The following is a 24,871-nucleotide window of genomic DNA, read 5'->3' on the forward strand; positions in this document are numbered from 1 at the left end:
TGCTTTCCTTTGCTGAGGGTGATGAGCGGAGCCCCGCCCGGGGTGGTCAGAGGTTCGAGCGACCGACGTCCACGTGGACGTGGTTGCAGGTGTCGTTGAAGTCGACGAAGTGCGTGAACGTGATCTGCGTGTGAGCGGCCATCCGGCACTGGCGCTGGCCAAGCCCCATCGCTTCGGCAGGCGCCGCCTTGTCGAGCGCTCGAATCAGCTCGAGCGAGGGCGGGTTCGCCCCAGTGAGCGTCTGCCCGTTGATGGAGAAGAAGTCGATCGCGTGCCCGCCGCCGTCCTTGTAATGGAGGCTGTCGGTGCCGGCTCCTTCCACCTGGCCGGTGCACCTTCGGTTGATATCCGAGACGCCGACCTTGTCAAAGGCGCGGACCGCGGCGACAGCAATCTGCAGGATGCGGGTATCGATCTGGCAGTTGGCGACCGTCTTTCCTTCCGCAACCCACCGGATCTCCTTCAGGTGGTCCGGGGTGCTGCCGTAGAGCTTGCCCGCGTCGATCGCCTTCACGAGTTCGCCTGCGAGTGCGCGCGCGTCCCCGGATACCGGGCATTGCACGCCGCCGCCAGTCCCTCCACCGGCATCCTGGCTTCCGCCGGTCCATCCGACCTCGGCCGGGATCGCGATCGGCTGGATCGTCGGGGCCACGTCGTTGATCACCGCGGTGGCCTTCGGAATCCACTTGGCGTAGGCATCGGGGAACGCCGACACCTCTACCGCCTGTGCAGCCTTCCCCGGTTCCATTCCCTGCCACCCCGACACGGCGTTCAGGTGACGGAAGAACATCCCGGCTGCGTACGCCGGGTTCATGATCTGCTCGGCAGTGCCCCAGCCCATGGAGGGGCGCATCTGGAACAGGCCAAGCGAATCGCGATCGCCGTGGTTGAGGTTGCGCAGCCCAGATTCCTGCAGAGCGGCGATAAGGGCGACGATCTGCGCTTTCTGTTGAACGCTGGGATCGGTGAAAGCCGATTTGGAGACGCCGAGAATCGTCGCCGCATTCTGTGACTGTTCGGCGCTCAACTCCGAGGTGGACGGCGCCGACCCGCCCGGCTGGCAGGCCTGCGCGCCTCCCGCGACGACCAAGACGATGAAAGCGATCAGGCCCAGCGGGGAGAGCGCCATGACGATGGTCAGCACGATGCCGCCCCAGATCAGGGGCTTGCTGCCGTTGTCGTTACTGGAGGCCATCGCCCACCCGCCCGAAGTCGCCCATCTGAAGGGAGGTCAGCTTGTCCCGGAACGCCGGAGGAACGACGTACTCGGCCGAGCACGGAGCGACCATGACCACGAAGATCGTCTGTTGCTCCGACTGGGGCTCCATGCCGGGCACGCTGCGGGTGATCGTGACGTCGTATGTCAGCCGGGTTTCGTATGAGGTGGTCGCCGGCCGGGCGCCGTTGCCCGCCGTCGTTGTGACCGCATTGATACGCACTTCGCTGGTCATTCCTCGGTTTGCCCACTGCTGCCACTGCTGCTCCGAGTACCCCAGCGAGGAGATGCGGTTGTCCCAGCTGCTGCCGGGTGTCTCCTTCTGATCGGGACCGTTGCCGTACCCGCCGACCGTCTCGTTCCAGGTGTCATGCAACGGGGTCACGAAGTCGGACCAGTCGGCGCGACCAGTGTCGAAGGTGAACAGGTAGCCGATGAGCTGATTCGCGTAAGCGCGCGCCTCCGGGACGCGTGAGGAGGCGCACTGCTGGACAGTCCAACGCTGCTCCAGCGGCACCGTCAGCTTCGAGTGCGGGACCGGCGCGGGGAAGGCCGCCAGTCCGGTCGACGGATCGGGGGTGGTCTCCGGGGCATCTGGATTGACCAGGGTGTTCGTGTTAGCGGGGATGCCTGGTCCGCCGATGTCCACAGTTCCATCCGCGGACGGCTGGGGGCTGCCCGTTCGTGTCGGACCCGACGTCGCGAACAGGTCGGAGCTTCCCGTGCCGGGGTCACTCGGATTCGCGGCGTGGCCGGGTGTGCGCGACGCTGCGTGCCCCGCGGGAGCATGCCGAGAGTTGACCAGCGCTCCCCCGACTACGAGGACGGTCAGCGCCACAACCAGGAAGGCTGCCAGGAAGATCGCTGCCTTGCCCTTCTTCGTCGACCAGAGCGCCTTCAGGGTTCTCGTGATCTTGTTCGTCATTCCGGTCTCCTCCACAGGTCGGTGTCGAGGTCAGCTGGGCCGGGGGTGGAGGCCCCAGCCCAGCTGCCCTCATTACCTAGATGGCGGAAGTGCGCAGCGAGTTCGCCCGGGGGCATCCGCCCCGCAGAAAACGGGCCGTGAGGATCACTGCGCACTTCCGCCATCTAGGTAGTGAGCAAGACTTCGCTCTCTCTGCACCTCGGAAGGACGATCGTGGAAGAAGACCCCCGCACGTCGGCGCCCCCCAGCCCGACACTCAGCCCTGCCAACCAGACCGACGTGGTCGACGGCTACCAAGTCCCCGTCGACCCGATGGACCAGCTGCAGTGCGACGGATGCCAATGACGGCACGGCGGGGCGAGGTCGAGCGACTCGCACGCTGCACAGACCCCATGCCGCTGTCCCCCGTCGACGCAGAAGACCAGAAAGCGGAGGCATCCGCCCTTGCTCGGATGAACGCCGAACTGGCTGAGCTCGCCGATCAGGGCTGGCGCGTCAAACGAGAGAACCGCATGACCAATCTCGACGAAAGCACTTACATGATCCAGCACATGCTCGAGCGGTGGATCGAGGACCCATGCTGACCTGGGTAGTCGCGACGACCAGGCGGCTTGTCTTCGTCGGCGCGGGGATTTGGGTTGTTTCCGCGGCGATCGCGCTACTGAATCCCCTGACCCCGCAGGCTATCGCCACGCCAGCAGCTACATGGCCGTTGTGGTTGAGCGTCCCCCTGGCCGTCGTCGTCGTGGCGGTGCAATTCGGCAGCTGGGCGGTCGCGATCACGCTCCCGATCATCGGGTACGCGCTGATCGTTCACGGGCGTCCCTGGCGGGACACCACCCGCGCTCCAGGCCGCCCAGAGCGGACTCGCCGAGCTACCTCGGCGACCAACACCGATAGCGCTGTCGACGACACCGTCATCGACCACACACGAATCACCGCACGATCCCGTCGCATCATCGGCGCTTAACCGAAAGGACAACACATGCCGAAACCCTCCAACCACAAGATTCGCCTGTCTCGGCGAAATACCCGCGGCCTCGCCACCCGCAAGGCGATGCGCTGATGGCCGGAGAGATGGTCATCACCGTGGTGGGGAACCTCACCGCCGATCCCGAGCTGCGCTACACGCAGAACGGGCTCGCTGTCGCGAACTTCACCATCGCGTCCACCCCCCGCACGTTCGACCGTCAGGCGAACGAGTGGAAGGACGGTGAGGCCCTGTTCCTCCGCGCCAGCGTCTGGCGCGAGTTCGCCGAGCACGTCGCCGGTTCGCTGACCAAGGGGTCGCGCGTCATCGCGCAGGGCCGCCTGAAGCAGCGCTCCTACGAGACGAAGGAAGGCGAGAAGCGCACCAGCATCGAGCTCGAGATCGACGAGATCGGCCCGTCGCTGCGCTACGCCACCGCTCAGATCACCCGCACGCAGGGCTCGACCAACGCTCCAGAAGATAACGCGCCCACCGATGAAGAACCGTGGGACCGCTGGAATCTACCCTCGTCCGGCGAACCGCTTCCGTACTAAACGACACCGACCGCCGCGGACGGATGCCATTCCCGTTCCGAAGACCAGACCTCCAATTGAAAGGGTCAAGACAATGTTCACCATCGAAAAGACTGACGACGCCACTGGTGTGCTGCGCAACGACGTCACCGGCGAGAGCATCGAGGGCTCCCTGCAGAACCTGGACGCTTACCTGAAGATGTTCGGCCAACTAGACGGCACCATCGAACTCATCCGCCGGTCCCAGAACCTGCCGGAAGCGCGCGCCGCACTCAAGGATGCGCTGGGCGTCGACGACGCGCAGGCAGACGCGATCCTCGGGTTGCGCCTGCAGAAGATCGTGGATGTCACTCGAGACCACGTCCTCACCGACGACGAACGTGCCCAGCTGGACGCCGAGCGGGATGCGCGGCGACGCTACCCCAGAGGGGCAGAGGACATTCGGGAGCGCTAGCCACGCCACGGTTACTCCCGAGGCGCCCGGTGTCGATGGCACCGGGCGTCATTTCGTGCCCGCGCCTGGATGTGCCGCGACGTAGCGCTCATAGTCCTGCCGAGCGCGCTCCGCGGAGACCCCGAGCATGCGGCCAATCTCCGCGAAGGTGTATCGCTCCTCGTAGGCATCGAACACCGCCTGGCGGCGACGAGTGGTCAGGTCCTCTTGCTCAGCCCGCACCCGGGCGCCGTCCGCGGCCAACGCGGCCAGACGCTCGGGGATCGGAGTGGTCATGCCGGCCAGCCTAACGCATCCCAATAGCCCTTGCCGAAATCCAATAGCTATTGGTGAAACCCAATGGGTCTTGTGAAAACACAAGACCTCTTGTATGTTCGTGACCATCGACCAAGCGAAAGGAAAGGAGCCGCCGATGACTGGACACACGAAGATTGCCGACCCGCTCCCCGGCCGAGGCGGAGCCATTCAGCTGGTCCGCTACTTCCCGACCCGGGATGGCTGGGCCTCCGAGATCATCGAGGGGAAGTACCTCTCCGCTACGAGGTCCACGATCAAGATCCGAGGAGATGACCAGACCGTCGAACTGGACCGGGAGAAATGGGCGGTCTGTATGGCCGACCCATCGTGGGAAGCCGCGCCCGCGCCCGTATGCGCGGCTATCCGTACCTTCGCCGTCGACGACCCCGAGGTCAGGGATATCCGGCCGGTGGGGTCCGGTGGCAAGCAGCAGGCGGGGACCCGCGAGTGCTCGCAATGCGGCGCGGAGGTGACGGTCACGCAACGACTCAATCGGGGCGTGCCGACCTCTGCGTGGCTCTACGAAGAGCACACCGTCCCTGAACCGGGAGCAGCGGCCGAGGAGGCAACCTCCGACGTCGCCTGAACCTTACCGACCCCGGACCCGCGGCCGAGAGTGAGAACAGAACACCTCGGCCTCACGACCTCAACCTGTCCATCCGTGAGCGCCGAGCGCTCTAACCTAACCAAGGGGGAATCACCTTGAGCACCGAGAACAGCACCGACGTCGCACCTCCGCGCGGCCAGAACCGCCTGTGGACGTGGACGTGGGCGCGGTCGCATCGTGGGACGGCGATCGCCGCGGCCGCCGGCGCGGCCCTCGTGATCGCCGCGGCGGCCGTCGGCATCCCGGCGGCGGCGGCCACCGCGCAGCACTCTGACGCAGACGCGGCCTACCAGGCGGCACGGATCAAGGCCGTCACCCAGTACCGCCAGGACGTGAAGGCGCAGAAGGACTTCGCGGCCGCGATCGCGGCCGCCGGTGAGCTGCAGAAGCAGCTCACGCAGATCCACGACGAGGCGAAGGCTGGCCAGTACCTGCCGGATGCCCAGGTCAAGGCGCTGGCCGCGCAACTGACCCAGCTGAAGATGTACGCCGGTTTCAAGGCCGGGGCTCCCGTGCAGGATCCGCGGCCAGCGGGCAAGCCGTCCTCCACCACGGAGCAGCTGCAGAAGGAGACGGCCCGACTGACCGCCCTGGTCGAACGGCAGGCGGGTGCTGCGGGGAACACCGTGAAGGGCGCTCCCGGCATCGCCGCACAGGTGAAGACAGCGAACCGCGCCCTTGCGCAGATCGTCACCGGCCTCGCCAAGTCGGGCAACGTCGCCGCGATCCCCGCGCTCGACGTCGACGCGAACGGCGTCATCACAGCCCTCGCTAAGGCGGGCCAGGGCGAGAAGGACGCGCTGACCAATGCCGCGGCCGCCGCCAAGAAGGCTGTGCAGGAGGGCAAGAACCCGGCCCCGCTGCTCCTGGACTTCTTGGCCAAGGCCAAGGCCGTGCACGACTCTCATGACGCCACCGTGAAAGCGGAGGCGGACGCGGCAGCAAAGGCCGCAGCAGAAGCGGCGGCGCGGGCAGGACAGGCCACCTACACCGACCCCGGGACGGGACAGGTTCGTCAGACCCCGCGCGGCAGCGGCGGAGGCAGCCGTGGTGGCGGCGGCTCGAGCGGCGGTGGCGGCTCCACGGGTGGCGGCGGCTCCACGGGTGGCGGCGGCTCCAGCGGCGGCGGCGGCTCGTCGGGCGGCGGCGGAGGTGGCGGCTACACTCCCCCGCCGGTCAACCACACGCCGCACGTCAACGCCAACGGTGCGTACACGCCAGGTTGCGACGGAGCGTTCAAGTACTCGCAGACCACATCCAGCGGCGGCGCGATCAGCATCAATGTCGGCTACCCGTACACCTACAGCACGTTCTCTACCGACGATGGGTGGGGCCTCTCGGTCTACGCTTGCATCTAGGCCGCATCCCTCCCCCCTTTGGGATGCTCTCGGCGCCCCGCCCCTCCCCCGGGCGGGGCGCCGCTCTTTTGCATCACCCTTTCGGTCTGGTCGCTGAGGATCCTCGTTCGCGGCTAACTCTTCGGTTGAGGATCTTCAGTTCGCTCAGCAACGTCGCCATCGACAGTGCGAATGAATGGTCGCCAGTCAGCGTCCCGCCAGGTAGCGGTAAACGGGGTGAATTGCGGGCTCGCGGTCGGTGGGCCGTTCGGCTCGGACCTCACCCAACGGAAGATCTCTTTGGTGCCGGCCGCGATCGCGGGGTATGACGCGCCGGTTGGGAACTCGCATAGCCATGTCCCGTCTTCGCCATCGGAGGCGTTCTCTGGGACGACGGCCACGTCTAAGACCGCAGCACCCGTCTGGTTCAGCACCGTGTACGTGACCTCGCTCGAGGAGCGTCCTCCTCCTCCGCGAATGTTTCCCTCGGCTGTGATGACCAAGCCCCGCGCTCGTGCTCGTGCTCGCTCAGCCGACTCGCGCCGCTGTCGCTCTTGTTCGCGCCTACGTAGCCAGTTGTCTCTGAGGACGCCGAGCACCGCGATCGCGACGGCCACCACGGAGGCGAGCACCTGCACGACGATCGACCACGGGTCGGATGCCTGCTCGACGACGACGATCAGCTGGTCGTTTATGGCCGGATACTAGCGAGTGTCGAAGGTCTCGGCTGCGCGCAAGAACCCCGCCCGCTCGATGAGCGCGCGGGGTTCTCTGCGGTTGCAGGCGAAAGTGCCTACGAAGCGCTGTGCGCCGTGGTGAAGCTCACTTGCTCGGGTAGTGGGCGAACCCGGGCGGGGCGGTGTTGATCACTCGTGTCCCGTCGGTGGCGCTGCTGGCGTCCGGAAGCACGGCGACGGCAATCAGCTGCGCTGCACCATTCGCCGAGCGCACCGCCGCAACGGCGACCTGTGCGCTGCGGGACTCGGCGATGAGCTGCTTCATCCGTTCCGGCGCGGATCCCTCGATGGCAGCGTAGGCAAGGACTTTGCCGTCTGCGCCGGCGGCTCCGGCGAGCACGGCCGTCGGCCGGCCGCAGACGTCGACGACCTCGTACGCGCCCGTACCGGCCAGGGCGGACAGGTTCTCCTTCCCCCACTCGACGAGGCACGGGTCGGGAACCAGCTGAGGTGGCGACACCTGCTCTCCTTGGTAACGGCTGCGCACGTTGCCCAGATCGCCTGCGAGAGTGGCCGTGAGCTCACTGGTCGCATCAGTTGCCTGGGCGAGCTTCGCCGTCGCCGGTGCTGGCGCGATGGGGGCATTCGCGGCGACCTGCTGAGGCCCGGTCTTGATGGTCACCGTCGCTAGGTCGACGCGGTGAGGTTGGGACGCGAACATGACGATCGCGGCGATAGCTCCGCCGACGAGAACGGTTGCTGCGGCCGTCAGCCACCACAGCCTCTGACGGGTGGCCTTGCCGTGGCGGCCGCTCATCGCAGCACCGACACGTTGACGCCGCCGGTGGCGGGGCTGTACGGGCTATTAGCCCACGGGCTGGAGCAGTAATACTGCGCGCCGTAATAGGTGACGACGGAGCTGTTCACGCCGCTCGGCAGGCCCCAGTTGTCCTGGTAGCCGTAGGGGTGTGTGAAGACGTTCCCGGTCCACGAGCGGGAGTACCAGTTCGACCAGCCAACCCAGGTGCCGGCCGGGCAGGCGGTCCCCCAGTCGACCTGGATGGACTTCTCGCAGTTGCTCGCGGCACACGTGCTGTAGGTCCATCCGGTGCCACGGACCCGCTCCCGGAAGTTGAAGGCCTGCCAGCTGGACTGCGCGGGCGTCGCGAACGGCGTGATCCAGTTGTTCGACTGCACCTGGATGACCGGGCTGTAGAGGCCGTTGGGGGACGCGCAGCGAGTCTGCAGGCCCATGCCGTAGAGGTAGCCCTGAGTGGCGTAGGAGGGCGACCAAGACACCTTGGTGAGGTTGTTCTGGAAGGGGCCCTGGTAGTTGACGGTGTTCGACACGGTGCCGTTGGACTGGCCGGTTCGGTTCTCGAGTTGAGATGCCTGGATGGTGGTGCCGGCCGGGCAGGTTCCGGTGAAGCTCCACGTCACCTGTCCGGAGACGAAATTGCCAGAGTAGCCGGTGCGCGTGTAGACCATGTTGGCCCCAGCGGGTGTGGCCGGCCAGGCGGTGGCGATCGCGGCCGGCGCCGACTTCGTCGAATCGTCGCCAACACGTGCGGTCACCCAGAAGGTGATCGTGGCCCCGTAGGTGGTCCCGGTGGTGAACGCCTTCGTCGCGGTCAGTCCGGTCGTCTCAGGCATCTGGTCGTCCGTGCCGAAGCTCGTCGCCCACGACGGCTCGTAGGACGTGGTGAGGCTTGACACCGCCGTCCAGGTGAGGGCGTACTGCTCGGCCGAGCTGCCCTGCTTCACCGTCAGAGCGGGCGCCGGGAGCTCCTGGTGGTAGTTCGCGACAGCCTGCTTGACCTCGCTGCCGACGCCGCAGGCGGCCGTGAGTGTGATCGCCCCGCCGCTTCCGTTGGCGACGCCTGCAAGCTCCAGGGTCGACGCTGCATCGGTGAGCGTGCGCTGGGTGACGACGTTGACGGGTGCGATTCCGTCGGGTGAGCTCGCCGCGTACGAGAGGTTCAGGGTCGTGGGCATCGCAGGGCACGTGCCGCCCGTGAAGGTGACTGTGACCCCCTCCCGGGCGCCGGAGTATGCGGTGCCGGTGGACTGGGATCGGACGACGCTGGTGATTCGCAGCTCGGAGGGCGTGGGAAGGGGGTTGGTCGCGGGAACGTAGTGGACCTCGCTGGCGGCGGGGGCGTTGACGATCGCTGTGGTGCCGGTGAACACGCCCTGGCGGGAGAACTTCGCGATCTGCTGGTCGGCGCTCTTGACGTCGATGCGGATCATGTATGGCCGGACATCGTTCCAGTCCGCATCGGCGACGTCGGCGGGTCGAGATCCCGCGGCGAGGGACGCGTTGCCGGTGGTGTCGAACGTGATCGTGCGGCCGCCGAGGTTTTCGTAGGCGATGGTTGCGGCCTGGAGGTCGTCGACGCGCAGCGCGGAGTTGGTCGCCGGTGCGGGGACTGTCGTGTCGGTCGTGCAGGCGCCGGCGGCCGTCGTTGTGCTCGAGCGGAGGGATGGTGTTCCCCCGTCCGTCTTCGTGAACCACTGCTTGATCGTGCACTGGCTGCCGGTGGTCGTCAGGAGCGCGATCCGGTCGTCGCCGTATGCGTGCACCAGGGTCGCGCCGCGGACGTCCTGCTTGAACTCGATGTCTCCGACATTCAGGCGGGACGATGCGGTGGCCGAGTTGCCGAGGGTCGAGTTGAGGGTCACCACGAGGATTGCGGCCGCGAGTGCGGCCGCGACGATGGCCGACCGGATCGGTGCGGTAACGACGAGTTCCTTGATGCTGCCTGGGGCGTCTCCGCGGGATCCAGCCAGCAGGTGGAGACGACGTGAGATGAAGTTGCGCATGGTGACTTCCTTACTGCCAGCTAGGGGCGACGAACCCGGTCGGGCGGGGCATTTGCTGCGCGCTCGCGCGGTTGCCGGTGAGGGTCGCGGGCCACAGGCCGTTTCCGTTGGTGCCGATGGCCCACAGCCCTCCATCGGTGTCGATCGCCGCGGTGTAGTTCATGTTCGGCGAGGTCTGGACGCTCCGGAATCGAGCAGGGGCGTCGACCGGGGTGGGTGTGGTCCTGTCGGCGCTGTCGCCGGTGCCCAGGGCGCCGGAGCTGCCAGCTCCCCAGCTGAAGAGGCGGCCTGAGTTGTCGATCGCGAACGCACGGTAGGAGCCGGCGGTGACTTGCACGAACGCGGCGCCGGGCGCGACCTTGACGGGCGTGGACTTACTGGTCAGGGTGCCATCCCCCAGCTGCCCGTTGGCGCCGTATCCGACGGCCCAGAGCTGGCCGGTGACGTCGATGGCGTAGAAGGCGGTCACGCCGGCGCTGATCTGGGTGAAGACCGTGGTCGCCGGGATTGGGGTAGCCGTGCTGACCGCCGTGGTGGTGCCGTTCCCGAGCAGGCCGTAGGCGTTGAATCCCCAACTCCATGCGCGGCCCTTGTCGTCGAGTGCCCAGGTGGCGCCGTTGCCGGTCGAGACTGCGGTGAACCGGGTGGTGGGCGCGATCGCGGTCGGCGTGTTGTAGCTGAGCTTCTTCCCGTCGCCGAGCTGCCCGTTGGTGCCGGCGCCCCAGGCCCACAGCCTGTGAGCCGTGTCAATGGCGAACGTCGACCCGGCGGCGCTGCTGATGGCGATGAACTTGTGGTCCGGGATCGACGTCGGCGTGCACACCGTGTCTCCTGCATGGCCGAGGCCGAGCTGTCCCTGGTCGTTGTTCCCGTATCCGTAGGCGGTGCCAGCGGCGTCGAGGAAGAACCCGAGGTCTCCGCTCGAGAAGGCAATCCGCACGTCGGTTGGGGTATCGAAGCCCTTGGGCGATGCGTCGAGGGTGCAGGGGGAGGTGGGGCGGAAGATCCACGGCTTGCCGGCGCTGTCGACGCCGCTGCGGGGTCCGGCAGTGACCCAGGTGGTCCCGGCCTTCGGCCCCTTCATCTGGTCCTCGGTGACCTTGGTTGGTGTCCCGGCGGCCACGCCCCAGATGGTGAACGAGTTTGCGCCGTCGACGCTGACCCAGCTCGGTCGGCCCTTCGCGTCGAGCGAGCTTACGTGCGTGGCCTTCGTGGCTTTGAGGACGACGTCGCGGGTCATGACCAGGCCGCCATCGACCTGGTCGGCTTGGATCCGCAGAGTGCGGGAGAGACCATCTCCGCTTGGGGTGTCCGAGACCACCGTGGTGCAGACCGCTGGGTTCAATCCGCACGCTCGAGCGGTGGAAGGGACGGTGGTGCCGGTGAGGTCGCTGTCGAGAATGGACGCGTACGTTTGTGCGCGGTTCTCGACAGCTTGACCCAGCTGGACGGTGAGGGCGGTTTGCTCTGTCAGGTTGGCGTTGTTGGTGACGATCGTGTTCATGAGGTAGAGCCCGGTGATCGCGGCGACCCCGAGGGTGACCGTGATGCGGAGGTCTCCCCGCTTGCCAGAGAGGTGCCGGCGGATCATGAGGCTGCTCCTGCGTCGTAGATGAGGATCGTGTCGGTGGCGGCGCTCCCGTCGACGACGGTGAGGGTTACGGGTCCGGAAGCGGCGACGGCGATGGTGCCGATGTAGTTCGACGGGGCCGGGAGGATCGGCATCGTGGCGAGCGTCGAGCCGTTCTGCTGGAAGCGCAGCGTCGCGCTCGTCGTGAGGGACTTGGCGTGGATGAGGTACCGCCAGGTGCGTGAGCTGGTCGGAGTTGCCTGAGCCAGGGCGGTGCCGGCGGGAGTGGCGTCGGGGCTGCCCTTCACTGCCGGGTTCACGGTACCGACCGGTGCGTTGAGGCTTGGGTCCATGCGGACGATGGGGTTCGGGACGAGGGTGGTGATGTCGTTGGCGCGGAACAATTCGGCGTGGAGGCAGCGCCGGTCTGCAGCGTTCGCCGGGGTGAGGCAGGTGCTGGTGGAGTCCGCGCGATCCCGAGGGATGAGCGCTTCGTAGGTGGACCCTCCGTCCCCGGCTGTCGTCCAGGCGGCGACCTTTGCGATCGTCCCCGAGGGGAGGGTGAGTGTGCGGATCGCCGGGTCATCCGGGGTGCCCCAGGTGACGGTGGCTCGTTTGTCGTCGACGAGGGCGGAGATCGTGGAGAGGCGTTCGGAGATACTGCCGGTGGTTGTGACCACGGCTGCCGCGCTCGGGGTGCTGGTTGCCACCGCCGTCGCGATGACGGCCAGCACGATCACCGAGGCGAGAGAGTCGCGGATGCTTCCTCGCTGTCCGTGCAGCAGGCCGCGCCTGGGGCGAGTGGTTGTGCGGATCTGGTTTGCGGTCACGAGGTCCTCCGGGTGGTGGGGCCGGCCACGAGGGCCGGCCCCTGGTCGGGTCTGGTCAGGGAGCCGTCGGGCAGGCGACGCCTGCGACGGTGGGGGCGGTGTCAGAGCTCCGGCTGCCCTCGGACGACGACCACATGGGCTTTCCGCCGTCCGCCTGGCTGACGGCGCAGAACGCGGAGCCGTCGCTGCTGACGTTGATCGTGACCTTCGTCTTGGCATCGGGCAGCGTGAGGTTTCCTGCGGCCTGCAGCTGGTCCGCGGTGCCGTAGCTGCCGTGGTTGAGCTTGTAGACCGTCTGGGCGCTCTGAATGGTGCTGCCGACGTTGCCCGAGCTGCTGGTGTTGATGCCGACCAGAACGCCGGCGAGTACGATCAGGCCGACGGCCGTCGTGGCGATCCATGCGCCGTTCGCTGCGAGGAACTCTTTGATGGAACCGGGATTCATTGCTTCTCCTTGTGGTGAGTGGTGTTGGAACTGAGGAAGGTTGGCTGCTGGCAGGTTTCGTGCGGATTGGGCACCGTTACGTCACCTCCCCTGTGGTGTGAGTCAGGACGGCGAGTCCGACCATGGCGGCGACGGCCAGGGCCGGTCCGTGCGCCGTGTTCTCCTCGGATCCGCGGCTGGCGCTGCGGCCGAGTAGACCGAAGAGGGAGTGGAAGACCACGCCCAGGAAGAGGACGCCGGCGGCCAGAAGAGGGCTGGCCAGTCCGAAGACTCCGACGGGAACGCCGATGAGCTTGATGTCGCCCGCGCCTACGGGGAGGCGTCCCGCTGCATCGTCAGCGACCGCGCGCTCGAGGTAGATCACGAACGCGACGAGGCCGCAGGCGATGCCGGTGGCCCACTGGGTCAGGCTCAGCTGATCGATGCTGCCCGCCGCGACGGACGCGGCACCCAGGGCGAGGATGCTCGCGTTGTGGATGGTGTGGGTGCGCGCGTCGACGAAGGCGATGGCGATCAGGCCAACGGTGAGGGTTGCGGCCGCAGCGACAGGCTGGCCCGGGATCAGATTAAACATGGTTGAGGGCGTTCCCCATGTCTTGGAGCGAGATCATCATCGGAGTGAGCAGCAGGAAGACCGTGGTGACGCCGAACATGAGGGTGAGGTCGTCTACTCGGCGAGCAAGACGGTTGGCCAGCGAGGTGGACGCGTTCTCGGCCTTCTTGCCGTAGGTGGCGCTCAGGTCGCGGAGAACGTCGATGCGTTCGCTTGCCCCCGGCTGGAGGGCGAGCCTGTGGCTGAGGGTGGGGGGAAAGTACGGTGAGCGCGCGACGCCGGCGAGGTCTTCGGTTCCGTCGTAGATGCGCTGGATGTGCTCCTCGACGTGGAGGATGATGGCCGCGTTTCCGGTTGCGCGCGCGGCGGTGCGCAGCGACTGGGATTCGTCCATGCCTGCGTCGAGGCTGGAAGCGAGCACCTCGGTGAACTTGGCCCCGGCGTCATGAGTGGTGACCTTCCTCAGTTCCCGGCGCATCCTTTTGCCCCGCTTACCCTTCGGGGCGGTCAGGAGGTATCGGTCGATTCGGAGCCGGAACTTCGGGTTTTTCTTGCCCGCGGTGTTGTACCAGATCATGGCGATGATGCCGCCGACGAGGGCGACGATAGCGACGGCTCCGACCACCCGAGTCGCGTTCAGGATCAGCGTCGCTACGACCGCGGCGCTCGGACCCAGCGTGTCGGGGTTGCCGAACGCGAGGTTCACGGATGCGACGATGACGATCACGGTGAGGATCGCGAGGCTGATCGGGTTGGCGAGCTTGACTCGGAGTTCGGCGGTCAGGTCGGAGCTCTTCCGGATGAGTTCGGCCGATCGTCGCAGGTTCCGCCAGAGGATCTGCTGGTTCACGCCGGCGCTGATCAGGTCGCGTGCGACCCGGGGGAAGACACTCTCCTCGTCGTTGATGGCGTCGGAGAGGCTGGTGCCGTCGATCAGCTTGTCGGCGATTCGGCCGTATGCGGCACCGACGCTGGTTCCCTCGTAGATCGATGCGATGGCCGTTACCGCGTGGTGCTCGGACGCTCCCGCCTTGAGAAGGGCTTCGAGGTCCTCGAGGGTTTCAGCAATCTCCTCCCGCGTCGACTTCTGCGCCGTCACGGTCTTGCGCGAGGCGCCCTGGTCAGTGGCGCTGGCGGTCTCCAGCTTCGCTGGGGCGACCGGTTCGCGGGCGACGGTGGATGACGCCGACGAGGTCTCATCCAGGAAGTTGATGTCGGACATTAGGCCTCCAGGTCAGGGCGGACGGGCATGTTGAGTGCTTCGGTGAGGGTCTGGGGCTCGCGGAGCATGGCGGCTGCGGTCTCGTGCTTGACCTTGTTGTTGCGGACGAGGTGAGCCAGCGAGTCCTCGAAGGGCACGTTGCCGGCGCGGCGGCCCGCGCCGCGCAGATAGCTGCGCACGTGGTGCAGGGAGCCGCCCCCGACGTCGGCGCGAATCGTTGCCTCCATCTCGCGGTCGTTGATCGCGACTTCCTGGACGAGCGCCATTTGGGGTTCGTCGGCGGTGACGTTCTCGCCGTCCTTGCGAACGAGGGACTGCACGACCATGGCTTGAAGCGCCTGCGCGAGCTGTGCGCGGGCCAGGTGCTGCTTGTCGGCCGGGTAGAACGCGATCATCGCCGCAATCGCGTCTTCCACCGAGCTGGCGTGGAGGGTGCTGATGACCAGGTGGCCGGAGAGGGCGGCGTCGAGGGCGGCCTGGGCCACTTCGCCGTCGCGGATCTCGCCGACGACGATCACCCGAGGGTGGGATCCCTTCGCATCCTTGATGCCGTCTTCGTAGCTGCGGAAGTGGGTGCCGAGCTCGCGCTGCGTCACGAGGCTGCGCTTCGGCTGATGGATGAACTCGGTCGGGTCTTCGAGCATGTAGACGTGGGAGTCGATCGAGTCCATGAGGGCGGCGATGCAGGCCGCCAGGGTGCTGCTCTTGCCGGAGCCGGTCGGACCGGCGATGCCGATGAAGCCTGAACCTCGTCCAGCGAGATTGACCACCTTCTTGGTGAGCCCCAGCTGCTGCCAGGTGGGAATCTCGCGAGGGATGATGCGCAGCGTCGCGGTGGTCCCGTGGACCGTCCGCCGCAGCGTCACCCGGGCGCGATAGCGGCGGGACTGGTCGTTGGAAGCGAACGCCTGCCAGGTGCCAGCGGTCCATCCGCCCTCCCGGTGGTGCAGGAAGAGCGACGTCGCGAAGTCGTCGATACTGGCCGCGTCGAGCGCGGGCACGTCCGGAACCGCCCTGGTCTCCTTGTACTTGACCGTCAGGAGCCCGCGGTGGGGCGTCAGGTGAAGGTCGGAGCAGTTGTCGTCGCCGAAGTGGTCGACCCAGTCGGCCACGTCTTGTGCTGTGAATCGAGTCATATGCCGACTACTCCTGCCCGAGGATGCGGATAGCCTCGGCGCGGTCGGTGATGCCCGCGGCGATCAGAGCGTCCAGGTTCGTCGAGAAGCGTGTGGAGTTGGCGTCGGCGATCGCGTGAAGCTGGGTGCTGGAGCGGCCCTCGATCATCGCGTCGATGAAGTCATCCGTCTTGGTGAGGATCTCGTGCACGGAACGCATGCCTGCGTACCGGTTCTCACCGGTTCGAGCGAGCGTGCGCACGAGACGCTGCGAAACAACCCCGCGCACACCGTCCAGCATGGAAAGCGGCTCGGCCTCGGCGAGTTTCACGAACCTTCGGAGGGCGGCGACGCCGTCCGTCGCGTGGATGGTCGAGAGGACCAGCTTCCCCATGTCGGCGAGCTGGGCGGCGAGTCGGGCGGTGTCTCGGTCGCGCACCTCGCCGATAATCAGCAGGTCGGGGTCGGCCCGGACGATCTTCTCGAGGATGGCGGCGTAGCCGGCCTGGGCACCGTTGGTCTCGTTGACCTCGATCTGCTCGACACCGTCGATCAGCTGCTCGACGGGATCTTCGATCGACATGATCGTGCCGAACTCTCGCCGGAGCTCCATCACAATCGCACGCAGCAGCGAGGACTTGCCCTCGTTGGTCGGACCTGCAGCGAACACGATCCCGCTTCGCCGCGTCAGCATCCGCCCCAGTGCGCGAGAGTTCTCGTCGGTGAGGCCGAACTCGACAAGCGGGCGAGCTCGGCCCAGCTGCGGAAGTCGGAGCACGACCTTCTCGCCGTCGTCGACGAGGAGGAAGCGGACGGCTCGGGCTCGGTAGTTGTAGCCGTCGACGGGCAGCATGATCCGGCCGTCAGCGGGCTCTGAGGCCTGGTGCTGACTTCCCAGACGTGCATGCGCCTTGACGGCGTTGAAGATGGTTCGAGCTTCGTCCGGGCCGTACTCGACCAGGTCGTGACGCTCACGCTCGAACTTCGTGTAGATGCGCAGCGACTTCGTGACGCTGTCGATCACCATGTGGACATCGCTCGCGCCGGCACGGGCGAGCGCAACCAGCGCCCCGTGCTTCCAGTCAGCGATCTCGCCGGTGCCGATCTTGTTCGCGACGTCCGCGAAGGTGCCCGGCTCGGCCGAGGGAGCGGTCTCGGCGTCCAGGCTTGCGACCGAAGTGGTGGACGGGTAGGTGAGGGTCATGCTCGTTCCTTTGCTGGAGGTATGAATGAGGAGGGGGGCGCGGGCGGGTGTGAGGGGAACCCGCGCCCCCGGTCTGGTTACTTCGTGGACGTGCGCTTGCTGCGCCGAGAGGCGACGATGAGGACGACCCCAGCCGCGGCGAGGATGCTGACCAGCGCCAGGCCGATGGGCAGGTAGGCCGCCTCGTCGGAGCCGGTCTTGGCGAGCGCGTCGACGATGGTGGTCTCGCCGTCGGCGCCGCACTTGCCCTGATGGGTGACCTCACCGCGGGCGTTGCGGACGATCTCCACCCAGAAGTAGGTGCCGACCTCGGTGAACGTGTAGTCGTCGGAGACGTACTCGCCGGTCGCAGGGAGCGGCTGCGACTTGCCCACCTTCACCTCGTTCGCCGTGGTGCAGACGGGGGTAGTTCCCTGCTGCTTGTAGACGGCGAACTCGATCGTGGCGTTCTTGGGGATGACCCCGGTCACGATGGCGGTGTCGTGGCCCTTCTGGCCGAGGCCAACGCGCGGGGTGGCCTTCGTCACCACGTCGTCCTCCGCAACGACCGTCTTCTCCTTCTGGTCGCCGCACTCCCCTGTGTTGATGACGGTGCCGTCACCGGTGCGGAAGGTGGCGACCCAGTAGTAGACGCCGACCTTCTTGAAGATCACGTCGGCGGACGGGAATCGTCCTGCCTCGCTGACAGGCACCGGCTTGTTGTAGAAGTACGCCGGGTCGCGCTCGAGTGGAGCGGTGGGCGAAGGTGACGGCGTGCCCGCCCCGGCCGCGTTCGGAGCCGGGGTGGGGGCTGCCTCGGCAACGTATCCGGTGTTGAAGACCTCGTTGGTCGGTTCGCACACCGGCTGGTCGCCGAGGTCCTGCTGCAGGTAGGCAGCGAAAGTCACCGTGTTCGGGCAGCTCGTCGCACCATCGGCCGGCTGGCTGGTGCCGCAGTACGGCGCCGGGATCTGACCGTCGACGATCGCGGTGTCGTTCGTCTCGTCGCCGAGAGCGACCGAAGCGACCGCCTCGGTCGACACTGCGGGCGGGGATACCTTGGTGACCTCGCCCTCGGTGGCCCAGCCGTCGGTCCAGTCGGTGAAGTATCCCGCTCCGGGTCCGTCCTGGATGAGGGTCCAGACGTTCACCAGGTAGCCGTCCGCGGTCGGCGGGGCGGTGATCTCGTCCGAGTCGTAGCCGCCCGGGGCCGTCACGCTGACATCGGTCGTGTGGAACAGCTTCGCGTCAGACGGGACGGTGTCGCCCGGGGTGGGAGCCGTGTCGCCTTCGACCCAGTAGGTCTTGTTCTGGAAGTGTGCCGGGATGGGCTCTCCGCCGATGGTCGGCCACGGTCCCTCGTCGAGCGAGACCGTCAGGGTGTCGGAGACGGTGTGCCCGAACCCGACCTCGCCGGCGGATGCCTTCGAAACGCCGGAGAGCTTGGCGGCGACGACGTGCGCTTCCGCCTGCAGACCGAACTGGTCGGCCCACCGGTATCCCTCCGGCATGAAGGTCTGAGCTCCGACAGAGGAGTCGGCGGCGTCGATGTGCCAGACCCACTGGTAGAAGCCGGGTGCGTGGTTGGCCGCGAGCACCGAGGGTGCCGTGTACTTGCCAGGACCGTTGAGGGTCACCGTGGCGTTGCCCGCCACGGGCGCGCCGGCCGGGGCCGTGGCGGAGGGCGAGGGCTGGTCGACGAACGGGCCGTACAGCGTGCCCTGGGTCACGATGGGGATGTAGCGGCCTGAGGTCGTCTGCCGCCAAGGCTGCGACCCTGCGGCGACGTCGGCCTGGAGCGTGTCGGTGAAGCTGCTGCCCTGATCGACGAAACGGCTCTGCACGCTGGAGGTCACGACTGGCGAGAACAGCGTCGAGCGCTCGACCGGGTCGCTAGCGGTCATGGTGTAGCTGAAGCGCTGCTGGGTGGTCGATCCGCCCTTGATCACCCGCTGCTGACCGCCGGTGGAGTAAATCGTGACGTTGCCGTCGTAGGTCCATCCGGCGGGAGCGTTGACGTTGCCGGTGGCGCTGATCTTGTAGAACGGCGTGCCGTCCGCTGGGACACCCTTGACCGAATACGTGCCATTGCCGACACCGTTTCGGGCAGAACTGCCGGTGTCGGTGAATATGCCGTTCGTCAGCTGCAGGTTGACGGTCGCACCGGCGGGCAGGTTCACCACCCGAAGAGATCCGGTGTAGTTGTTGTTGTCGACGCTGAAGCTCATGGACCCGGTGAACGCCGGAGCGCCCTGCGGTTGGTTGTACTGGGCTTCGGTCTCGTTCCAGATCGTGTTGAACGCACCGAGCACCGTCTGGTTGCCGTCGATGTAGTGCACGCCGGTCGCGTAGCCCTGGCCGTTGTAGTGGGCCCACGTCGACGTATATGCGTACACATAGGCGTTCACCGCTGCCGCCTGGGTCGGGTCAGCGGTCTGGCCCCATTTCGAGAGCGCGTAATTGAGTCTCTGCAGAACCGACCCGTTGAGCGCATCTCCCATCTCGGTGGTCAAGGCGCCGACAAGAGAGCCGCCTCCGGTGGCGCCGCTCGGCCAATCCCTCGAGGAGTCCATGCAGTATGCGCGGGAGTTGTCGGGGACGATGTAGTTGCCGAGGTAGCCGCCGTCAGGAGTTATTCCTGAGTAGCCAGCGCCCGTCTGTGCGGCTTCTGCCGTCGTTGGCGACGTGCCAAACTCGACCGTTGTCCCCACGACGCCCAACGCCAGAGACGTGGCGACGAAAACTGCGGCGACCTTGGCCTTGTACCGGGGCTTCATCGTGCCCCGGTGGCTGGTCAACCTTGCGGGTGTGCCCCGTCGTTTCGGGTGGTGGTGCATCTGCGCTGGTCCTCTCCTGCCGACTGAGAATGACGGCGGTCAGGGCCGGAGCGGGTTCATCCGGCCTTCACTACCTAGATGGCGGAAGTGCGCAGTGAGCTCCGCGAGCAGGTCAGAACACCAGGTCGGACACGCCAGCGAGGACCGCCTCTTGCCGCACCCGTGCCTGGTATGTGCGGAGGGCGGCCAAATGCGTTTCGGACGAACGCGGGTTGAACTCGGCGTCGAGCAGGAATGCGCCGAGCAAGGATGTCTCGCGTTCGTTGGGACGACCGCCCCATGTGATGCTCGCGATAGCGCGCAGCTCCACGGCACTTACAGGGGCGAAGATGGTCGCCGCTTCCGCGATGCGTTCCCCCTCATGCCCATGGCGCGCAGGTGGGTTGTCGGCCATCCACCCGACGATGTTTGAAAGCTGATTCGCGAGCCGCGCCGGTGTCCGGGGCAGGAGCGCCGCCACGGTCAGGTCGATCGCCTGGTCCACAGTCGCTCCGGTGTGGGTGCCGTAGGCGGCCGGGTCGGGAAGCGTCGAGTGAGGCACGCGGATCGCGGGGTTGTCGAAGTGGTCGATCTCCGCTTGGATGCGTCGGCCCTTGGATGAGTCGGCGTAGGTGCGGAAGACGGTGCGCCCAGTTTCGACGCTAATCCAGTCACGGACCAGTGTGCTCGCGTAAGCGAGGGGCGAGGCCGCATTCTCGACCAGAGCACGGCACTGCTCGGGGTTCGTCGCAAACGACACCAGGATGAGGTTCACCAGGTCGTCTTCGTCGCGCGCCTGGTAGGGGTGACCTACGTTCTGCGAGAAGGCGATGGCGTTGGGGACGAGGTGGCGCCTGATGTCCTCCATGAACTCGAACACCAGCGGTGAGTTCATGAAGGTCTTGGAGTTCTCCGTGAGCAATTCGACGGCGGCTCGGAACCGCTCTTCGATGCTCATGACGCGAAGGCAGTCCGACGACCACTGACAAGCTCGGCGATGGTGTCGACCGTCTCCAGAACGTCGTATGCGACCTTGGCCGCAGCGAGGAAGTCTTCAACGCTGGTGGGGTCGGCCTTGATGGCCGCGGCGACGTCGGCGACGTCGAGGCCCTTGTACGTGCTCCCGCACTTCAGGAGCGGGTCGAGCACTCGGTTGACCAGGAGCGTTGTTCGACGCTCGACGGTGTCGGATTCCGAGAGAACAGCCTTGGAGTAGATGTCGCGCGCGCGCCGCATACCACGCTCCCCGTTTGAGGGATCGTCAAGGTTCGGTATTTCCGACAGAATCTTCCTGCGCTCTGTCGCGCTAACACGGGGGTCATCAGCCCACGCGTGCACCTGTCGATGGCGAGGAGAAATCTCCTCAGAATCGTCGATCTCACGAGGATCGGCGACCAGGTTAAAGCCCTCGATGTCCGTAAATAGGTCCGGCTGACGTCCCCTCACGGGGACGATAATAGCTGGAGCTGGGGACATTTGGACGCCAATAGGGACTTTCTGCCGGTGAGGCCCTATTTCGGTACCCTCCAGGGATGGGCAGAGGGAGCGCCGCGCCGTCGACAGAATTCTCGATGCGCGTTGTCTCCAACATCGAGCATCGGCGCCAGGAAGTGGGCCGAACCCACCAGCAGCTGTTCACCGAGGCCGGCCTCAGCAAGAACTACTACTGGAAGCGGCTCAATCATGAGCTGCCTTTCAACACCAACGACATCGACGCCCTCGCGCGCGTGCTCGGCGTCGAGCCCGAGGACCTCACCTCCAAGCGGATGGTCGGCAACCGAGCACTTCGGCTCAGCGGTCCAGAGCTCGCCCGCCGGCTTCAGCTGCTTGCCGAGACGCCGACCGCGCACGGCGATGATTTCCGCATCTCCGATCTTGTGGACTTCCTGCGATCGCAAGAGGTCGAATTCACTCCCGAGCGTTGGGCCTCCTTGATGGAGGAGACCGCCTCCGTGACGAGCCAGAGCGAGAAGCTGCTGGTCGAGATAGCGACGTTCTTCGACGTCGATAGGGTCTATCTCACCAACTTCGCCCAGGAAGATGTCACCGAGCACGTCGAGGCACAGCTCGTCCTCCGTAGAACGCTGAAACAGATCGGGGGCGCGACCGTCTCGGCGCGCGCGCTCGGCAATGTTCCCGCCAGCGCACTCCTTCAGATAGCGAAAGACATTTCAGCAACAGACCAGAAGTAGAGCCATAAATGAGCGTCAATTCGGGGACGCCCCATGGTCGAACGCCTGCAGACATTGCCAAGAACGCTCAGCGCAAGTTCGACAGCCTCAATCTCAACAGCAACACCTCCACTCTCATCGACGTCGTCGGTCTCGTCGTGGACCGGTCCGGGAAACCGATCGCGATTGAACCCATCGGTGACAAGAGTTGGGCCACCGTTACCGGACTCTGGGTCGACACCGCCGAACGGCACCGCATCCTGATCCGCAAGACGGACACGCCGCTCTACCAGATGCACGTGGTCTTGCACGAACTCGCACACATCCTCTTCGAGCACCCCGGCTGCAAGACCGCGCGAGCCACCGCGCCGGGAGTGGCGATCGACGCCACCTCGGCCGAGGTCCGTGCCCGCAAAGTCATCGCGTCCACCTCCAGCCCCAGCGCGGTCTCAGACGCCGTTATGGAAGGGGAAGCCGAACACCTGGCTTTCCTGCTGTCGCGGATCCTGCTGCGGCCCAAGAACGACTCCGACGAGCGAGTTTTCGGCTGATGCACGAACTGAAAACAGCAGCGACCATCATCCTGGCCCTCGTCTTCGTGCTCCGCACACCCTCCGCGATCCGGGAACCGCGCAGTCGCCTGTCCTGGCTCGCGTCCGGTGTCGGTACGCTCGCGCTGCTTACCCTCGGCACCGTGATCCCTCAGCGGGTCGTCGACGGCTGGCTCGGGGGCGAAAACTGGATCAACCTCGCCCAGAATCTTCTCTGCACCATCGCCTTCTGGCTGGTGACCCAGGCCGCCATCTCGCAAGACGGACAACGCCGGCGGCTGCGCTGGTGGCCGCTCGCGCTGGCGCTCATCGCGTTCACCATCCCGTTCCTCTTCATCACCGATCGCGGTACGACGGACTACTACTTCATCCCACACCGCACGGGACAGACCGCGATGTGGCTCTACGCCTCGATCTACATGGCAACGATCGCGTCCATCTCGTTCGAACTGCTCCGGGGGGTAAACCGCCGTGAAGCCCGCTCCTACTGGTTCTTCCGTGCTGGAGCTGCACTGGTCATCCTCGCCAGCCTCGACGAGATCGTCTACCTGACCTTCGCGCGCTTCCAGATGGCCCCAGCCTCGGTGATCGAACTGCTCAAGAACGGGTTCGACCCGTTCTTCTACGTGGGAGTCATCCTGATCGTCGCGGGTATCGCGTCGTTCACCGCGACCCGCTCCTTCCGCGAACTGCGCCTCCAAGCCAAGCTGTTCCTGCTGGGGCGCGTCCTCGCCCGCCGCGGTCTCCCCCGCCCTCAATCCGTGCCCTCAACGGACACGATCGGCCGGGTCTACGACCACGTGATCACCATCCGCGACCAGGAAACCATGGCCGAAATCACACTCAGCCGTGGTGAAGCGATCCTCGTGGCCGGATCCGAACGCTTCGTCGCCCGGAGCCTGCCCAACGCACCAAGCGAACCGATGGTCCAATCGCTCACCATCACGAACGGAGCTACCGCATGATCTGGGCTGTCGTCATCGTCGCAGTCCTCGTCGTTGCCGCAATCGGCATCGGCGCCCTGGCCGTCGTCCTCGCCCGCCGTGTCGTAATGCCGCGGCCACCGAAACTCACCGCGATCCGCGACATCGACCTGGAATCCGAGACGATCACCCTCGACGCCGACCGCAAGACCCTGCACGCCGGCACCTTCGGACTCTGGGCAGGTGACAACGGCTACGCCCTAGTAGGCGACATCGTGCGCCACGACACCTCCGACGACTCGATCACCCGCAAGCTGCTCGAAGTCGACGGTACGGGCCTGTCAGAGGCCACAGAAGGGCGGTGGACCGGCCACGTGCTCCGCTCACCCGCCGTCCTGCACCGCAACGATCGCGAAGTCCTCATCCCCGTCGACGGCGGAACGGCTCCGGCTTGGCTCATCGAGCCCGACGGCACCCCCACCACGACCTGGGCCATTCACATCCACGGCGTGCGCACGACACGAATCACAGCGCTACGCACCGTCCCCGCGGCCGACCAGCTCGGCATGACCTCACTCGTCGTCTCCTTCCGGGGCGACACCGAAGGCCCGGAGGTGCGGAACGGCGCCTCAGGCCTCGGAACCACGGAATGGCCCGACGTCGACGCGGCGATCGCCTACGCGCTCGAGCACGGCGCCGAACGCGTCTTCCTCTTCGCTTGGTCCATGGGCGCCAGCATCGCCCTACTACTCACCGAGCGCTCCCCGCACCGTGAGGCGATCGGGGGGCTGGTCCTTGTCGCGCCGTCGACCGACTGGCGGACCGTCATCCGCTATGGCGCGCACAAGGCACACCTCCCTGCATTCCTGGCCGCTGCTGCAGCAGGAGCCCTCGCCGGCCGCCTCAGCAGCCGAATTGTCGGCCTCGTCTCCCCCATCGACCTAGACGGTAGACGCCCTGGACTGGACCCGCGGCTCCCGCCTGCAGGTGCCGGCCCTGGTCATCCACTCCGACGGCGATACCGAGATCCCCGTGGTCCTCAGCCGAAAGTTCGCGGCCGCCAATCCTCACCAGGTCACCCTCGTTGAAATCGACGGCGCAGAGCACGCCTGGGAGTACAACCTCGACCCCGAGCGGTTTAACGCGGTCATCGCGGACTGGGTAAGTTCCACGACACGCTAACGGGGGTCGCATATAGGGACGGCTAATGCCCCTATACCGGGTAGTCTGCTGCTCGTGCATAAATCCGGAGCTAGTGAGACGGCTGATTCGGCCGACTCTGCAAACACGCCCGCGAGCCTGCCGTTAATCCCGGGATTAACGCGACAAGATGAGCGCATGGCAGGCAGGAACGCTGGTAAGAAGCGCAACTACTTCGTCCGAGGCAACAAGGACGCATGGAGAGCGGACCTTCTGCTCTCGCCCTTCATCGAAGAAGCCATCGACAGTGCCGCCGCCGAGTCAGGAAACTACTCGCCGGCGCTCTACCTCGAGCTGTTCATCCGCGAGTATGTCGCGGAGCACGGCCACTTGCCTGCCGTCCCGGTCGCACTGATGGAGTCATCGGAGGTGTCCTCTACGGCAGCCGCTTAAAGAGAAAGGGCCGCCTTACGGCGGCCCGTCCCAGGTTTTCACTCTGGAGCTCAAGTCCCT

The 24,871-nt window shown here is 66.3% G+C and carries 26 protein-coding genes; 11 read left to right on the top strand and 15 right to left on the bottom strand.

Going from position 1 to position 24,871, the window contains the following annotated elements; all coding sequences use genetic code 11:
• Positions 1 to 46: 46 nt before the first annotated feature.
• Positions 47 to 1,195 (bottom strand): hypothetical protein, encoded by a 1,149-nt coding sequence (locus F1C12_RS21810; RefSeq protein ID WP_185279173.1) that lies wholly within the window; start codon positions 1,193 to 1,195, stop codon positions 47 to 49.
• A complete protein-coding gene (locus F1C12_RS21815) occupies positions 1,182 to 2,141 on the bottom strand; it encodes a hypothetical protein (RefSeq protein WP_185279174.1) in 960 nt (319 codons plus the stop codon). The genes F1C12_RS21810 and F1C12_RS21815 overlap by 14 nt, the downstream gene beginning before the upstream one ends.
• Before the next feature lie 392 nt (positions 2,142 to 2,533).
• Between F1C12_RS21815 and F1C12_RS21820 the strand changes: the two genes are divergently transcribed.
• From F1C12_RS21820 to F1C12_RS21835, 4 genes are all read left to right on the top strand, one after another.
• A complete protein-coding gene (locus tag F1C12_RS21820) occupies positions 2,534 to 2,725 on the top strand; it encodes a hypothetical protein (RefSeq protein WP_185279175.1) in 192 nt (63 codons plus the stop codon).
• Entirely contained in the window at positions 2,719 to 3,111 is a 393-nt protein-coding gene (locus tag F1C12_RS21825; RefSeq protein ID WP_185279176.1) for a hypothetical protein, read from the top strand. Before F1C12_RS21820 ends, F1C12_RS21825 begins: the two co-directional genes overlap by 7 nt.
• A gap of 95 nt (positions 3,112 to 3,206) precedes the next feature.
• On the top strand, positions 3,207 to 3,665 hold the full coding sequence (locus F1C12_RS21830; protein WP_185279177.1) for a single-stranded DNA-binding protein: 459 nt from the start codon (positions 3,207 to 3,209) through the stop codon (positions 3,663 to 3,665).
• Between the two features lie 73 nt (positions 3,666 to 3,738).
• Positions 3,739 to 4,098: a hypothetical protein gene (locus tag F1C12_RS21835; RefSeq protein WP_185279178.1), complete on the top strand. Its 360-nt coding sequence runs from the start codon at positions 3,739 to 3,741 to the stop codon at positions 4,096 to 4,098.
• Between the two features lie 48 nt (positions 4,099 to 4,146).
• On the opposite strand, the gene F1C12_RS21840 is transcribed toward F1C12_RS21835, so the two are convergent.
• Complete coding sequence (locus F1C12_RS21840; RefSeq protein WP_185279179.1) at positions 4,147 to 4,374, bottom strand: sigma factor-like helix-turn-helix DNA-binding protein; 228 nt, start codon at positions 4,372 to 4,374, stop codon at positions 4,147 to 4,149.
• 94 nt (positions 4,375 to 4,468) lie between these two features.
• Here F1C12_RS21840 and F1C12_RS21845 point away from each other — a divergent pair, with 94 nt between their 5' ends.
• Complete coding sequence (locus tag F1C12_RS21845) at positions 4,469 to 4,981, top strand: hypothetical protein (protein ID WP_185279180.1); 513 nt, start codon at positions 4,469 to 4,471, stop codon at positions 4,979 to 4,981.
• A 116-nt stretch (positions 4,982 to 5,097) separates the two neighbouring features.
• A complete protein-coding gene (locus tag F1C12_RS21850) occupies positions 5,098 to 6,360 on the top strand; it encodes a hypothetical protein (RefSeq protein WP_185279181.1) in 1,263 nt (420 codons plus the stop codon).
• Positions 6,361 to 7,161: 801 nt separating this feature from the next.
• Here F1C12_RS21850 and F1C12_RS21855 read toward each other — a convergent pair.
• The 12 genes from F1C12_RS21855 to F1C12_RS21910 all read right to left on the bottom strand — a co-directional run bounded on the left by F1C12_RS21855 (position 7,162) and on the right by F1C12_RS21910 (position 21,019).
• Positions 7,162 to 7,833 carry a hypothetical protein gene (locus tag F1C12_RS21855; RefSeq protein WP_185279182.1) on the bottom strand — a complete coding sequence of 224 codons (672 nt, stop codon included), beginning with the start codon at positions 7,831 to 7,833 and terminating at the stop codon, positions 7,162 to 7,164.
• Positions 7,830 to 9,839 (bottom strand): hypothetical protein, encoded by a 2,010-nt coding sequence (locus F1C12_RS21860; protein WP_185279183.1) that lies wholly within the window; start codon positions 9,837 to 9,839, stop codon positions 7,830 to 7,832. The genes F1C12_RS21855 and F1C12_RS21860 overlap by 4 nt, the downstream gene beginning before the upstream one ends.
• A gap of 10 nt (positions 9,840 to 9,849) precedes the next feature.
• The gene (locus tag F1C12_RS21865) at positions 9,850 to 11,430 is read right to left on the bottom strand and encodes an RCC1 domain-containing protein (RefSeq protein WP_185279184.1); all 1,581 of its coding nucleotides are present in this window, start codon (positions 11,428 to 11,430) and stop codon (positions 9,850 to 9,852) included.
• A complete protein-coding gene (locus F1C12_RS21870; RefSeq protein ID WP_185279185.1) occupies positions 11,427 to 12,239 on the bottom strand; it encodes a hypothetical protein in 813 nt (270 codons plus the stop codon). The genes F1C12_RS21865 and F1C12_RS21870 overlap by 4 nt, the downstream gene beginning before the upstream one ends.
• A gap of 55 nt (positions 12,240 to 12,294) precedes the next feature.
• Positions 12,295 to 12,684: a hypothetical protein gene (locus F1C12_RS21875; RefSeq protein WP_185279186.1), complete on the bottom strand. Its 390-nt coding sequence runs from the start codon at positions 12,682 to 12,684 to the stop codon at positions 12,295 to 12,297.
• A gap of 76 nt (positions 12,685 to 12,760) precedes the next feature.
• Positions 12,761 to 13,258, bottom strand: coding sequence for a prepilin peptidase (locus F1C12_RS21880; RefSeq protein WP_185279187.1), 498 nt, complete (start codon positions 13,256 to 13,258; stop codon positions 12,761 to 12,763).
• On the bottom strand, positions 13,251 to 14,459 hold the full coding sequence (locus F1C12_RS21885; protein WP_185279188.1) for a type II secretion system F family protein: 1,209 nt from the start codon (positions 14,457 to 14,459) through the stop codon (positions 13,251 to 13,253). Before F1C12_RS21885 ends, F1C12_RS21880 begins: the two co-directional genes overlap by 8 nt.
• Positions 14,459 to 15,595, bottom strand: a complete 1,137-nt coding sequence (locus F1C12_RS21890) for a type IV pilus twitching motility protein PilT (protein ID WP_185279189.1) — start codon at positions 15,593 to 15,595, stop codon at positions 14,459 to 14,461. The genes F1C12_RS21885 and F1C12_RS21890 overlap by 1 nt, the downstream gene beginning before the upstream one ends.
• 7 nt (positions 15,596 to 15,602) lie before the next feature.
• Entirely contained in the window at positions 15,603 to 16,778 is a 1,176-nt protein-coding gene (locus tag F1C12_RS21895; RefSeq protein ID WP_185279190.1) for an ATPase, T2SS/T4P/T4SS family, read from the bottom strand.
• A 77-nt stretch (positions 16,779 to 16,855) separates the two neighbouring features.
• Positions 16,856 to 19,555: a hypothetical protein gene (locus tag F1C12_RS21900; RefSeq protein ID WP_185279191.1), complete on the bottom strand. Its 2,700-nt coding sequence runs from the start codon at positions 19,553 to 19,555 to the stop codon at positions 16,856 to 16,858.
• Positions 19,556 to 19,706: 151 nt separating this feature from the next.
• Positions 19,707 to 20,531 carry a hypothetical protein gene (locus tag F1C12_RS21905; RefSeq protein ID WP_185279192.1) on the bottom strand — a complete coding sequence of 275 codons (825 nt, stop codon included), beginning with the start codon at positions 20,529 to 20,531 and terminating at the stop codon, positions 19,707 to 19,709.
• The gene (locus tag F1C12_RS21910; RefSeq protein WP_185279193.1) at positions 20,528 to 21,019 is read right to left on the bottom strand and encodes a hypothetical protein; all 492 of its coding nucleotides are present in this window, start codon (positions 21,017 to 21,019) and stop codon (positions 20,528 to 20,530) included. The genes F1C12_RS21905 and F1C12_RS21910 overlap by 4 nt, the downstream gene beginning before the upstream one ends.
• An 86-nt stretch (positions 21,020 to 21,105) precedes the next feature.
• On the opposite strand from F1C12_RS21910, the gene F1C12_RS21915 reads away from it, so the two are divergent.
• The 5 genes from F1C12_RS21915 (at position 21,106) to F1C12_RS21935 (ending at position 24,811) form a co-directional block, all read left to right on the top strand.
• Positions 21,106 to 21,765, top strand: coding sequence for a helix-turn-helix domain-containing protein (locus F1C12_RS21915; protein WP_185279194.1), 660 nt, complete (start codon positions 21,106 to 21,108; stop codon positions 21,763 to 21,765).
• An 8-nt stretch (positions 21,766 to 21,773) separates the two neighbouring features.
• Positions 21,774 to 22,295 carry a hypothetical protein gene (locus F1C12_RS21920; protein ID WP_185279195.1) on the top strand — a complete coding sequence of 174 codons (522 nt, stop codon included), beginning with the start codon at positions 21,774 to 21,776 and terminating at the stop codon, positions 22,293 to 22,295.
• On the top strand, positions 22,295 to 23,260 hold the full coding sequence (locus tag F1C12_RS21925) for a hypothetical protein (protein WP_185279196.1): 966 nt from the start codon (positions 22,295 to 22,297) through the stop codon (positions 23,258 to 23,260). The genes F1C12_RS21920 and F1C12_RS21925 overlap by 1 nt, the downstream gene beginning before the upstream one ends.
• Entirely contained in the window at positions 23,257 to 24,306 is a 1,050-nt protein-coding gene (locus F1C12_RS21930; protein WP_185279197.1) for an alpha/beta hydrolase family protein, read from the top strand. Before F1C12_RS21925 ends, F1C12_RS21930 begins: the two co-directional genes overlap by 4 nt.
• A 250-nt stretch (positions 24,307 to 24,556) precedes the next feature.
• Complete coding sequence (locus F1C12_RS21935) at positions 24,557 to 24,811, top strand: hypothetical protein (RefSeq protein ID WP_185279198.1); 255 nt, start codon at positions 24,557 to 24,559, stop codon at positions 24,809 to 24,811.
• Positions 24,812 to 24,871: the final 60 nt, after the last annotated feature.

The organism is Leifsonia shinshuensis, from assembly GCF_014217625.1.
GTDB lineage: Bacteria > Actinomycetota > Actinomycetes > Actinomycetales > Microbacteriaceae > Leifsonia > Leifsonia shinshuensis_A.